The sequence below is a fragment of the Gemmatimonadota bacterium genome, from assembly GCA_016719105.1.
GTDB lineage: Bacteria > Gemmatimonadota > Gemmatimonadetes > Gemmatimonadales > Gemmatimonadaceae > SCN-70-22.
This window is the reverse complement of record JADKAQ010000002.1, coordinates 14,140-26,357: the sequence shown is the minus strand read 5'-3', so window position 1 is coordinate 26,357 and position 12,218 is coordinate 14,140. Positions and strand designations below refer to the sequence as shown.

At 68.4% G+C, this 12,218-nt stretch carries 10 protein-coding genes; 4 read left to right on the top strand and 6 right to left on the bottom strand.

The window, feature by feature from the left end:
- The first annotated feature begins 25 nt into the window (after positions 1–25).
- Both IPN47_03800 and IPN47_03795 read left to right on the top strand, forming a co-directional pair.
- Complete coding sequence (locus tag IPN47_03800) at positions 26–709, top strand: cytochrome c oxidase subunit 3 (protein MBK9407170.1); 684 nt, start codon at positions 26–28, stop codon at positions 707–709.
- A gap of 8 nt (positions 710–717) precedes the next feature.
- Positions 718–1,047 carry a cytochrome C oxidase subunit IV family protein gene (locus IPN47_03795; protein MBK9407169.1) on the top strand — a complete coding sequence of 110 codons (330 nt, stop codon included), beginning with the start codon at positions 718–720 and terminating at the stop codon, positions 1,045–1,047.
- A 135-nt stretch (positions 1,048–1,182) separates the two neighbouring features.
- On the opposite strand, the gene IPN47_03790 is transcribed toward IPN47_03795, so the two are convergent.
- Positions 1,183–1,671: a hypothetical protein gene (locus IPN47_03790; protein MBK9407168.1), complete on the bottom strand. Its 489-nt coding sequence runs from the start codon at positions 1,669–1,671 to the stop codon at positions 1,183–1,185.
- Between the two features lie 350 nt (positions 1,672–2,021).
- Between IPN47_03790 and IPN47_03785 the strand changes: the two genes are divergently transcribed.
- Both IPN47_03785 and dacB read left to right on the top strand, forming a co-directional pair.
- A complete protein-coding gene (locus tag IPN47_03785) occupies positions 2,022–3,263 on the top strand; it encodes a DUF5009 domain-containing protein (GenBank protein MBK9407167.1) in 1,242 nt (413 codons plus the stop codon).
- A gap of 47 nt (positions 3,264–3,310) precedes the next feature.
- Positions 3,311–5,161: a D-alanyl-D-alanine carboxypeptidase/D-alanyl-D-alanine-endopeptidase gene (dacB, locus tag IPN47_03780; GenBank protein ID MBK9407166.1), complete on the top strand. Its 1,851-nt coding sequence runs from the start codon at positions 3,311–3,313 to the stop codon at positions 5,159–5,161.
- Between the two features lie 115 nt (positions 5,162–5,276).
- Here dacB and IPN47_03775 read toward each other — a convergent pair whose 3' ends face one another.
- The 5 genes from IPN47_03775 to IPN47_03755 form a co-directional block, all read right to left on the bottom strand.
- Entirely contained in the window at positions 5,277–6,419 is a 1,143-nt protein-coding gene (locus IPN47_03775) for a saccharopine dehydrogenase NADP-binding domain-containing protein (protein MBK9407165.1), read from the bottom strand.
- A gap of 233 nt (positions 6,420–6,652) precedes the next feature.
- Complete coding sequence (locus IPN47_03770; GenBank protein MBK9407164.1) at positions 6,653–8,320, bottom strand: M1 family metallopeptidase; 1,668 nt, start codon at positions 8,318–8,320, stop codon at positions 6,653–6,655.
- A gap of 23 nt (positions 8,321–8,343) precedes the next feature.
- The gene (locus IPN47_03765) at positions 8,344–9,504 is read right to left on the bottom strand and encodes a sorbosone dehydrogenase family protein (GenBank protein ID MBK9407163.1); all 1,161 of its coding nucleotides are present in this window, start codon (positions 9,502–9,504) and stop codon (positions 8,344–8,346) included.
- Between the two features lie 52 nt (positions 9,505–9,556).
- On the bottom strand, positions 9,557–11,029 hold the full coding sequence (locus IPN47_03760; protein ID MBK9407162.1) for a diguanylate cyclase: 1,473 nt from the start codon (positions 11,027–11,029) through the stop codon (positions 9,557–9,559).
- Complete coding sequence (locus tag IPN47_03755) at positions 11,022–12,077, bottom strand: threonine/serine dehydratase (protein MBK9407161.1); 1,056 nt, start codon at positions 12,075–12,077, stop codon at positions 11,022–11,024. Before IPN47_03755 ends, IPN47_03760 begins: the two co-directional genes overlap by 8 nt.
- Between the last annotated feature and the right edge of the window lie 141 nt (positions 12,078–12,218).

Genomic DNA, 12,218 nt, shown 5'->3' with positions numbered 1-12,218 from the left:
TCTTCCCGTCTTCCGCTCTCTCTCAATGTCTCATAGCGCAGAAGCAGCCAACGGCCACGGCCACCACTACACGACCACCGGTCTCGACAACCGGAAGATCGCCATCTGGGCGTTCATCGGGTCGGAGTGCATGCTGTTCGCCTCGCTCATCTCCACCTACCTGATCTACAAGGGGAAGAGCATCGTCGGTCCGTTCCCGCACCACGCGTGGACCGATCCCTCGTCAGGCAAGGTCTTCCCGGCGATCCTCAATATCCCGGTCACCTCGGCGTCGACCTTCGTCCTGCTCATGTCGTCGCTGGCGATGGTGCTGGCCCTGTCCGCGGTCGAGAACCGCGGCAAGCCGCTCCCCCCGGGGGCCGGCGCGTGGGACAAGATGCTCACGTCGTCCAAGCTCTGGCTGTGGATGACCTGCCTGCTCGGCGCCGGCTTCCTCGGCTTCCAGGCCTATGAGTTCACCTCGTTCGTGCACGAAGGGCTGACGATCCGTCGCAATCTCTTCGGCTCGTCGTTCTTCACCCTCACCGGCTTTCACGGCGCACACGTGACCGCCGGGGTGATCTGGCTGGGATCGCTCCTCGCCATCGACTACAAGCGAGGGCTGCAGCCGTCTGACGCCCTCGCCGTCGATATCGCCGCGCTCTACTGGCACTTCGTCGACGTCGTCTGGATCGCGATCTTCACCCTCCTCTACCTCATTCCGGACTGAGGCCCCTCATGGCGCACGACAACGCACACGCCGAGCACTACCACCCGACGTGGAAGGAGTACAAGTGGGTCGCGCTGATCCTTTTCCTCATCACGGTCGTCGAGGTCTGGGTCTATTACATCCCGGAACTGGTGCAATCGAAGGCCTTTGTCCCGGGGCTGCTGATCATGTCCGCGATCAAGTTCGCGATCGTCGTCATGTACTACATGCACCTCAAGTATGACCACAAGCTGTTCCGCGCCCTGTTCACCGGGCCGCTGGTGGTGGCCATCCTCACGCTGCTCGGGTTGCTCTTCCTCTTTTCGAAGATCGCGATCCGCATCGCCGGCGGCGGCTGAGGCGCAGAAGTTCGGTAGGGCAAGACACAAGCGGGCGGCTCCTCACCGGAGCCGCCCGCTTTCGTTGGTCGCACCACACCCTTGGTTCTTCGATAGTTCATCGCGCCCGCTCGCGAGGAGGGGGCGCGGGCCGACTCAGACTCCGCTGAGCGAGAGCGCCACGCGGCTGATGACGTGGCGGTGGCGACGGACGAGGTACGTCCCCATGGCAACCGAGGCCACCAGGTTCGCCGCGCCGATCTGGTACCACGCGATCTGCCGCAGCGCCGACGACTCCTGCACCATCACCGTGAGCCCCAGGCAGCCGATCTCCAGGGCCACGAAGAGGATCGCGAAGCCAGCCAGGATCGACGGTTCACGCTCGGCGGCATTGAAGATCGCCGAGAAGACCAGGCCGACCGCGATGAACGACAGGTAGTGAAAGATCGTGTACATGAGGATCGTCGCCGGGATCGAGGCCGGTGTCTCGACGCCGAAGAATCCCTGCAGCACCGACCCTAACGCGTAGGGAGTGAAGAGGAGGTGTCCGGCGATGACGTCGGCGATGAAGAACCAGACGACTACTGCGGTGGCGCCGAGCATCCCCACAACGATGCCCTCGCGACGTACACGTCCCTGCTCCATGTGTCCTCCTCCTGACGGTCGACGACGAGACGAACGAACCCGGGTGTTCTCCGCGTCGCCCAGCGCGGTGGGTCTCCTTCCCCGCTCGGTGCGCCGGGCGACACAGGCTGGCCGATACGCTGCTTGCGGGTGCGACTTTTCGCTTCGCCTTGCCGGGGGGCCGCCTCCCACCCGTTCGTGCAGGTGCCGGTGCGATGGCGTTGGGCGCGGTCGGAGCGCTGGAGCGTGGCGGTGTTCGAGCCAGCTGAGCCGCGGGCGGCCCTTCAGGGTAGCAGTTCATCCGCTGCGAGGCGATAGTATCCGGGGACGTTCCTGCGACTTTCTTTCTGGCCGAGCTGGCTTCACGCGTCATGACGGCAACCGTTCCACCGGGCTCGAGTACGACATCTCGCCCACCATCGGCACCCGCGTCCTCTACCGAAGCAGAGCCACTCGCACCGGCGCCTTCCGCTGGTCGTTTTCCCGCGCGCGAACGCCTCCTGTCGCTGGATGTCTTCCGCGGCATGACGGTCGCCGGGATGCTGCTGGTGAACAATCCCGGGAGCTGGGGGGCCATCTATCCGCCGCTGGGGCACGCGCCCTGGCACGGGTGGACGCCGACCGACCTGATCTTCCCCTTCTTCCTCTTCATCGTCGGTATCACGACGCACCTCTCGCTCGAGGCGCGGCGCGCGCGCGGTGACGATGAAGGGGCGATCGTGCGGCAGATCGTGAAGCGGGGGCTCTTGATCATCCTCTTCGGGCTGCTGCTCGCCGCCTTCCCCTTCTTCCCGCTGACCCGGATCACCGGAATGCGCTTCCCAGGAGTGCTGCAGCGCATCGGGGTCGCGTACCTGTGCGGCGGGCTCCTGACCCTGCGCAGCTCCCTCAAGAGCCAGGTCCTGCTGGTCGCCGTGCTCCTGTTCGGCTACTGGTTTGCGATGACGCTCATCCCGGTCCCCGGTCGTGGGATCGGCGCGCTGCTGCTCGACGACCCATCGGCGTCGCTGGCGGCCTACATCGATCGTGCGGTCTTCGGCTCGCACGTCTGGCGGTCGGCGAAGACCTGGGACCCGGAGGGGCTCCTCTCCACGGTCCCGGCGATCGGGACGGTGATCCTTGGCGTGATCACGGGACGGTGGCTCGCGTCTGGGAAACCGCTGCAGGAGCGACTGGTGGGGATGTTCGCGGTGGGGTCGTTATGCATGGTGGCCGGGCTGATGTGGCACTGGTCGTTCCCCATCAACAAGAGCCTCTGGACCAGCTCTTACGTGCTGTTCACCGCCGGGATGGGCGCCGTGGCATTGGCCACGTGCACCTGGGTGATCGATGTGTTAGGCCTAACGTGGTGGACACGCCCCTTTACATGGTTCGGCACGAACCCGATGATTGCCTTTGTGGGTTCGGGAATGATGGCCCGCCTGATATATTCGGTCATCACCGTGCCCCATGATGGTGAGCAGGCTCCAATCCAGCGAGTGATCTACGAAACGTTCTACGCGCCGTGGCTCGCGCCACGCAACGCGTCGTTGCTGTTCGCAGTCACCTTCGTCCTCCTGTGGGCTGGGATCCTCGGGGCGCTGCACCGGAAGCGAATTTTCTTCAAGGTCTGACGGGCTTCGCGCAGCGACCGCGCGGAGCGGGAGAGGCTCTCGACGACATGAGCACGCGCCCCTTCGCACGCTTCGCTGGCATCGCACGCTTCGCTGGCATCGCACGCTTCGCTGGCATCGCACGCCTCGCTGGCATCGCCCTTCGCACGGCGCGCTTCGCCTCGTTGGGGGGTGCCGCGACGCTGGCCGCCGCGCTGGCCTTCTCCCCGGCCCCACTCGCCGCCCGCACCCCGGGACAGACGAGGCACTCGTCAGGCGGCGCGGTGATCGCCGCTGGTGAGAGCGCGACCGCGCGCTCCGCCACGGGCGCTGCCAAGCGCGCCGCCACGAAGAAGCCCAGCGCGACCGCCGCCAAGGGGACCAAACCCAAGCGGTCGTCCGCGGCCAAGCAGTCGACTGCGGCCAAGCGACGCACGTCCGCGTCGGCGCGAACGAGCGCGGCACGCCGCCGCACCAGTCGGAGCGGCAAGTCCGCGCGTCGCGTGACGAAGGCCGTCCCGGTCCTCCGGCACACGACGCCGCGTGGAGAGATCGCCCTGGCCGCCGACCTGCAGACCCTGCTCGGCGCCCGGACCACAAACGGGGTGTGGGGGGTTGTCGTCTCGTCACTCTCGCGCGGCGACACGCTCTTCTCCTATCGCGCCGATGCCCCGATGCTCCCGGCGTCGACGTTCAAGCTCTTCACCACCGCGCTCGCCTTCGAGCGCCTGGGACCGAACCACCAGCTCACGACCGACATCCTGCGCGACGGGACGGTCGATGCCGACGGATCGCTGCGTGGGTCGCTGTATCTCAAGGGGGGCGGTGACCCCTCGATGTCGCCGCGCTACATGCCGGGAGGGCCCGACGCACCGATGCGCGCCCTCGCTCGCCTCGTCGCCGACGCGGGAATCAAGCGTGTGAGCGGCGACATCGTCGGCGATGCCGGCGCCTTCGACGCCAAGCGCATCCCCGACGGGTGGCTCTCGCGCTACCTCGACGACTCCTATGCCTCGCGCGTGTCGTCGCTGTCGCTCAACGAGAACCTGCTCAACGTCGTCATCGCCCCGGGGAAGTCGGGCGGAGCCGGTGTCGTGACATTGCAGCCGGCCACGGTCGCCTACAAGGTCGTCAACAATACGCGGACGTCTGGCGGGCGCACCGGTCGACTCGTCGTTTCGCGTACCCCGGACGGGACGATCATCGCGCGCGGAACCATCGGGTCGCGCTCCGAACCCAAGGTCTACCAGGTCGTCGTCGATGACCCGGCGATCTTCACGACCGGCGCCTTCCGCAAGGCACTCGAGCGCGAGGGGATCGAGGTCGACGGAGCCCTTCGCCTGGGCGAGACGCCGGTCAGCGCGACGCGCATCGCCATGTTTCGCTCGCCGCCGCTCTGGGCGCTGGCGAACGACATGAACCGCGAAAGCGTGAACCACATCGCCGAGCTCCTGCTACGCGGCGCGGCGCGTCCCGGATCGCCCGACGGTGTCGGGTCGGCCGAGCGGGCCAATGTCCTCATGCGGGACTTCCTCACCCTGCGGGTCGGGGCGCGTGGCGACGCGGTGAACGCGGCCGATGGGAGCGGACTTTCGACGCTCGATCGCATCACGCCGCGCGCGCTCGTCCAACTGCTCGGCTACGCCAACCGCGCCAGCTGGGGACGCGAGTTCCACCAGTCGCTCCCCGTGGCCGGACAGTCCGAGATGCTGCGCCGTCGCATGACAGCCACGCCGGCCTCAGGGAACCTGCACGCCAAGACCGGGACGACCAACGAAGTCATCGCCCTTGGTGGCTACGTGACGGCGCAGAACGGCGAGCTGCTCGCATTCTCGTTCCTGTACAACGGGCGCGACCGCTGGCATGCCCGCGAGACGATCGACGCCATGGGCGCCACACTGGCCGGGTGGAGCCGGTAGCGCTCCCCCATCAGCCTAACGACTCGTACGCAACACGCCCCGCGGAGCATCGGCTTCCGCGGGGCGTCGTCGTTCCAGGTCCGGCCGGCGCCGCAAGCGGCGCCGTGGCACACCGCTAGGAGCGCGTCTCCTCGATCTGCACGCCGCGCTTGCGCAGCTCGGCGATGTAGTCGGCGGCCGGCATGCTCTCGTCCGGGGTGTGGACGCCGGCGGCGATGCGCCCGCGCCCCTGGAAGAGCCCCGTGATAGCCAGCGAGTAGCCCGTCGTGCGCATCATCGCCGAAATCCCGTGCTGCTCGTCGAAACGATCCACGAGGTTCCAGGCGATCGTCACCGGCGATCCCCCCTTGGTCCCGCTCACAGTCACGCGCAGGGCGACCAGGTCGGGCTTCTTCTTCGTGAGGCGGGGCCCCATGACCGCGACCGCAACGTCGCGCGGCGACACCTTCACCCCCTTCACGTCGACTGGCTCGAGTTCCAGCAGCCCCAAGTCGCGAATCGCTTCCATGATCCTGGCGTGGCCAGGGTAGCGCAGCGTCTTGTACTCCATCGTGGGGATCTTTCCCTCATAGCGGAACGCCATGGTGGAGAGCCCGCCGGCGGTGTGGAAGGCCTCGAGGTCGCCCACCGGCGACGGAAACGAGACCGTCTCGAGTTCGGAGAGCGCCTTGACCTGCGTCCGCTTGCCGTCGCGCACGACCCACGAGAGCGTCGTGTAGTAGTCGAGCACACCCTCGAGCGAATAGACGATCTGGTAGTTGAGCGGCGGCTCGGGAAACTGCGGGAGCCCGCCCACGAAGATCTTCACCGTATCGACCGAGTCGAGCTGGTCGATGCCGTACTGGGCCAGGATGTTCACCATTCCCGGCGCAACGCCGCAGTCCGGGATGATCGAGACTCCCTTGGCCTTCGCGGCGTCGTGAAGCTTCTTCTGGTTGAAGACGATCTCGGTGTTGCCACCGAGGTCGCAGAAGTGCGCCCCGCCCTCAACGGCGAGGGCCGCGAGCGCCTCGTTGAAGTAGTACGGAATGGCACTCATCACGACCTGACAGTCGCGCATCTGGGCCAGCACGGCGTCGCGATCGCGGACGTCGAGCTTGGTCGGGATAAGGCGCCCGCCGACGTACGGGGTCAGAAAGGACGGAAGATGATCGACGCGGAGGTCGGCGATCCGGACCTCCTGCACGTCGGCGTTCTGTAAGAGATCGAAAGCGCAGGCCGAGCCCTGGAGGCCGGCGCCGAGGACGAGCATCCGCATGAAAAGTCGTGCTCCTGCGTGGTGAAGTAGGTGAGGGGTAAAGCTAACCGGACCGCCCGTCCTATCCGAGATCGGGGAAACCCCTTCCCGGGTCAGGGGCCGGTCCCGCGGGCCGCGCCGCGTCCGAGCGCGTGATCCGGACGCGCTGCCCGGCCTCGCCGCCCGGACGCGTGGCCCGTGGCCTCACCTGCGCATTCTGCGGGCCAACCCCGACCCGCCCCCAGGAACGGTCGTTACGGCGTGGCCTTGAGGCGCCCGAGCAGCGAGACGTCGGCGTCGAAGCGGACCGACCGGGGAGGGGTATCGACCTTGAGCGCCACCGGAATGGTCGCCACGCGCGCGGCGGGGATGGTCACGCGAACGCGCTGGACCTTGCCGCGCGCGTCCGTGACGTCCACGGCCACGTTGAGGCGATAGGGGGGAACCTGTGTCCCCTGCGACACGGTCAGCACCAGCGATTTGCGCACCTCGTCCCAGCGCCAGCCCACGGTGAGGTCGGCGACCCCGGGACGCTTCATCCACTGGTCGAAGAACCAATCGAGCTTGGCCCCGGAGGATCGCTCCATCTCCGCGACGAAGTCGCTGGTGAGGGCGTTGCCATGCCGGTACTTGGCGTAGTACGCACGAATGCCGCGGAAGAAGGCGCTGTCTCCCACCTCGCGCCGCAGCATGTGCAGCGTGAAGCCCGCCTTCTGGTAGACGAGCCCGTTGAGGACATACCGCAGGTCGCTCAACGACTCGTCGATGATGGGCTTTTCCATCGCCATCTTGTCGGCCAGCACCGACTCGCGCATGCGGCGCATGTCGTCGAGGAAGGCGCTGTCGCCGTGGGCACTCTCGCTCCACAGCGCGGCGAAATAGGTGGCGAAGCCCTCGGAGAGCCAGACGTGCGGCCATTCTCGCGTCGTCACCGCATCGCCGAACCACTGGTGTGCCGACTCGTGGGCGATGAGCCCCTCCGACATGGTACGGCCGCGGTAGATCTTGTCGGCGTAGAAGATGGCCGAGGCGTTCTCCATGCCGCCGTAGCGCGTCGAGCTCTGCACGTGGGCGAGCTTCTCGTACGGGAAGGGCCCCACGAGCCGCGAGTAGAGGGCCACGATGTCGCCGGCGCGGCCAAACGGGCCGGGCATGTAGCCCCGCACATCCGGGGTGATCCAGACGCTCTGCGGCACGCACCCCGGGAGCTCACCCAACCCGCACGCCGTGCGCCCGAGTTCGTAGGTCGCGAACGGGGCCACGCCGATCACCATCACCCCGGTGTACAGCGGGCGCACCGAGCGCCACCGCGTGAGGCGCAGTTCGGGGCGACCGCCGGCGGCCGGTTCGGGCGTCTCCTCCTGCAATTCACCGTTGGCCACCACGCGATAGGCGGCCGGCGCGCGCACCGTCCACTCGACGGTCGCCTTGTCCGACGGATGGTCGACCGTGGGGAGCCACTCGCGCGCCCGGTCGGGGAAGTGATCGGCGAAGGCGGTCCAGCTCCCCGACGAGTCGCGCCGCACGATGAGGCCATCGGTGGGGCGCCCATGCGCGCGCACCTCCACGCGCAGCGTGTCGCGCACGCCGGCCGGGAGCGGGATGCGGACGCTGGCGCTGTCGCGACGCGTCGTCACCACGGTGCCGTTCACCCGCGTCTCATCCACGCGCATAGCGGGACGCAGGTCGAGCACGAGCGAGTCGGCGCGCGCGGTGCGCGCGATCGTGACCACGCTCGCCACGCGCACCGTGTCGTCGAGCCCGCGCGGCGAGAAGTCGACGCGGAAGTCGTAGTGCAGGACGTCGATCCCCGGTCGGCTGCCCCCGGTGCGGCTCGGGCGCGGCTGCCCCTCGACGACGTTAGGCATGGGGATCGCGGCGGCGAGCGCCGACACGAGCGCGGCGAGCGCGAGTGCGGTCACGCGCCGTCCCTCGGCAGCGCAGCTCATCGCGTCACCCGGTACACGACGCCGGCCACGTCATCGGAGACGAGAACCGCGCCATCTCCGGCCACCAGCACGTCGACCGGTCGCCCCCAACGCTTGCCCGACGCCTCCTGCCACCCCACGATGAAGTCCTCGATCGCCACCGGCTTGCCGTCGCGCACGGTGAGGCGCACGACCTTGGCCCCGGTGGGGACGTCGCGGTTCCAGGAGCCGTGAAAGGCGACGAGGGCATCCCCGCGCAGCTCGGGGGCCAGCGCGGTCGCCTTGTCGAGGAAGGTGATGCCTAACGGGGCGGAGTGTGCCTGCATGGTGAAGGCCGGGGGAAGGGTCGTGTTGCAGCGCGCCTGGTCGCCGTACTCGGGATTGGGGATGCGATCGCCGTGACAATACGGCCACCCGAAGTGCCCGCCATCGCGGAGGATGTTGATCTCCTCGTACGGCAGGTCCTCGTGCGACGGCCGGAGGTTGTCACGCTCGTGCTGCGTGACCCAGATCGCCCCGGTGGTAGGGTGTACCGCCATCCCCACCGCGTTGCGCAGTCCGCTGGAGTAGACGCGCCCGTTCCTGCCATCGGCGTCGAAGCGCATCACCGCGGCGCGGTCGGGGGTCTTCTCCTCGCACAGGTTGCACGTCGAACCGATCGACACGTACATCCCGCCGTCGGGACCGAAGAGCACCGTGCGCGTCCAGTGCCCGCCTGAGGCGCTGTAGGTCGCGACGGTCTCGGGCGTCCCGACGGCCGCCATCCCCGCGCCGGCGTCGAGCCGCACGCGCACGACGGCGCCGGTATTCGCGATGTAGAGCCAGCCGTCGCGGAAGGTGAGCCCGTGCGGGCGCGTGAGGCCGCGCACCACCACCGTCTGCGATTCGGCCACGCCGTCGCCGTCGGCATCGAGCAGGCGCACGATCTCGCCATCCCGCGGCCGCGAGACGTAGATCGCCCCGTCGGGGCCGAGCGCCATCCAGCGCACGCCGGGAACGCGGGCAAACTCGCGCACGGCGTACCCCGTCGGCACCCACAGCTTCCCGTCGAGCGTGGACTGCGTGAGGTGAGGGGCGCGCGCTTCCTGCGAGGTCCCGGCCGAGGTGCAGCCGGCCAGCAGGAGCGTCAGGAGGACAGACCGCCGATGATGCATGACCGCTCCGCGTGTGTGGTGCATGACGAGTGCAGTCGAACGTAAGGCGCCGCGCCGGCGAGAGGCCTCGCGACTGCTAGGTCCTGACCCGATTCCGTCCCTCGGCCTTCGCGCGGTACAGCGCCTGGTCGGCCGTGGCGAGCAGGTCCTCGACCGTCTCGAGCCCCGGCGACGGATAGCAGGCCACGCCGACGCTTGCCGTCAGATGCAACTCGCTGCCGCCGGCGTGCGAGAAGCGATGCTCCTCGATCAGCTCGCGAATGCGCTCGGCGAAGACCGTCGCCCCCATGAGCCCGGTCTCGGGGAGGGCGATGACGAACTCCTCGCCCCCATAGCGCGCCACCACGTCCACCGAGCGCACCGCGCTCTGCAGCAACGCGCCAACGTCCGTCAACACGTCGTCGCCCACCAGGTGGCCGTAGCTGTCGTTCACCCGCTTGAAGTGGTCGATGTCGATCAGCAGCAGCGACACCTGCGTCTCGTAGCGCTTGACGCGCTCCAGCTCCGAGTTGAGGCGCTCGGTGAGGGCACGGCGGTTGAGCACCGCGGTGAGCGGGTCGGTGTGCGCGAGCACCTCGAGGCGACGGTTGTCGGCCATCGTCGTCTCCAGCACCTTGGCGCGCTGCACCGCCGCGACCGCCGCCTTCACCACGGTGTCGGCGAACTCGATGTCCTCGGGGGTCAGTTTGGGTTCGTTGAGCGCGCGGCGCAGGAAGAAGACACCGGCCTGCGTCTGGTCGAGGGCGAAGGGGAGCGCGATGACGGAGCGCGTGGTCACCATCGTCCCGTCGCGCACCCAGCGCTGGCGCACGTCGGCGTACAGCGGCGAGGTCATCACATCCTCGACCAGCACCGGACGCCCTGTATCGAGCGCCGCCCGGATCTCGGGATACCGATCGAGGTCGAGCTCGAAGTTGCGCGCCGAGGCCTGCTCGAAGGCGGTCGCCACCACGCGGGGGCGCTCGCCCACTCGTGCCAGGATCACCGAGCAATGCGTGAGGTCGAGCGCGCGCGCCACGCGGCGAGCCAGCAAGTGATAGATCTCGTCCGAGGAGAGATCGTCGGTGACGTCATGGAGGATGTCGACCAGCTTCCGCCGGTTCTCGGCTTCCTCGCGGACGCGCTCGAGTTCGGCCTCGACGTGGCGCAGCGTATCGTTGGCCGACCGCAGGATCGCACGCATGCGCAGCTGTGCCTGGATGCGCGCCAGCAGCTCCTTCACGCGGAACGGCTTCTTCACGAAGTCGGCCGCCCCGAGCCCCAGCGTGCGCACCGCCGCCTCTTCTGGCGGGAGCGACGACACCATCAGCACCGGGACGTCGCGCCAGCGATCGTCGCCCTTGATGCGCTCGAGGATCTGGTAGCCGTCGGCGTCGGGAAACATCACGTCGAGCAGGACCAGGTCGGGAGTGCGCTCCTCCATCAGCTCGAGGACGCGTGCTCCCTGGTGGGCGGCGACCACGTCGTACCCATGCTCCTTGAGCACCCACGTCATGGTCTGGACGATCGCCGTATCGTCATCGGCGATCAGGATGCGTGCACTAGCCATCCGCCAGCAGCTCCTGGAGCCCGTCCCACTCGATGTTGCCACCACTCAGCACGCACACCGCCTGCTCGCCCGGCGCGAGCGTCACGCGCCCCGACAGGAGTGCCGCCACGGTGATCGCCCCACTGGGCTCGGCGACGAGCTTGGCGCGGTCGAGCAGCAGGCGCATCGCCCGCACCATGTCGGCGTCGTCGACGGTGACCACGTCGTCGACGAAGCGCTGGTGATGCGCGAACGTCGTCGTCCCGATGCGCACCGCCAGGAGGCCGTCGGCGATGCTCCCTGTGTGCGGCAGCACGACGGGTTCACCCGCGGCGCGCGCCTTCGTCAACTTCGCTGCACCTGACGGCTCGACCCCCACCACGCGGGCGGTCGGAACGAGGTACTTGATCGCCGCCGACACGCCGGCGCTCAAACCGCCACCCCCGACCGGAACCAGGACGGTCGTCAGCTGCGGCAGGTCCTCGGCCACCTCCAGCCCCGACGTCCCCTGACCGGCGATGATCGTCGCGTCGTCGTACGGCGGCACGAGGGTGAGCCCCTCGTTGGCCACCAGCTCGAGCGCCCGATCCATTCGATCCCGTGTCGTCGTCCCGGCCAATTCGATCCGGGCACCGAGCCGCTCAGCCCCGCCGCGCTTGGCCGCAGTGACGGTCGTGGGCATCACAACTGTGGCGGGAACACCAAACAATCGGGCGGCATAAGCGACCGCCTGTGCGTGGTTTCCCGACGACGGCGCGATGACCCCACGCGCGCGGTCGGCGGCCGAAAGCTGCGAGAGAAACGTGTAGGCGCCGCGAAACTTGAAGGCCCCGCCACGCTGCAGCATCTCGGGCTTCACCCACACCGTCGCCCCAGTCTGGTCGCTCAGCGCGTCGAACGGGAGGAGCGGCGTGCGCACCGCCACTCCACGCAGCACATGCGCTGCGGCGCGGAGGTCACTCAGGGAGACGACGGCGGATTCGGGGACGCTCGTGGCGGAAGGCACGGCAGCGGACGAGAGAGACGTGAAGAGAGAGGGCGAGCAGTGCGTCGCGAGTCGCGACGCCATCCCCTCAGGCAGCGAAGGAATGTACCTGCCCAACGCGCCGCCGAATACAGGGCGTGGCTGCGAGGTGAGCGGGGTCACGCGCGATCTGTCGCGTGGATGCGTGCGCCCCTGCAACGGGTGCGGGTAGGGCCACGTTGCATT

Bases quoted from the DNA above. Each gene is read 5' to 3' on its own strand.
- IPN47_03800 (MBK9407170.1), top strand. From the start codon at position 26: ATGTCTCATAGCGCAGAAGCAGCCAACGGCCACGGCCACCACTACACG.
- IPN47_03795 (MBK9407169.1), top strand. From the start codon at position 718: ATGGCGCACGACAACGCACACGCCGAGCACTACCACCCGACGTGGAAG.
- IPN47_03790 (MBK9407168.1), bottom strand. From the start codon at position 1,671: ATGGAGCAGGGACGTGTACGTCGCGAGGGCATCGTTGTGGGGATGCTC.
- IPN47_03785 (MBK9407167.1), top strand. From the start codon at position 2,022: ATGACGGCAACCGTTCCACCGGGCTCGAGTACGACATCTCGCCCACCA.
- dacB (MBK9407166.1), top strand. From the start codon at position 3,311: ATGAGCACGCGCCCCTTCGCACGCTTCGCTGGCATCGCACGCTTCGCT.
- IPN47_03775 (MBK9407165.1), bottom strand. From the start codon at position 6,419: ATGCGGATGCTCGTCCTCGGCGCCGGCCTCCAGGGCTCGGCCTGCGCT.
- IPN47_03765 (MBK9407163.1), bottom strand. From the start codon at position 9,504: ATGCACCACACACGCGGAGCGGTCATGCATCATCGGCGGTCTGTCCTC.
- IPN47_03760 (MBK9407162.1), bottom strand. From the start codon at position 11,029: ATGGCTAGTGCACGCATCCTGATCGCCGATGACGATACGGCGATCGTC.
- IPN47_03755 (MBK9407161.1), bottom strand. From the start codon at position 12,077: ATGGCGTCGCGACTCGCGACGCACTGCTCGCCCTCTCTCTTCACGTCT.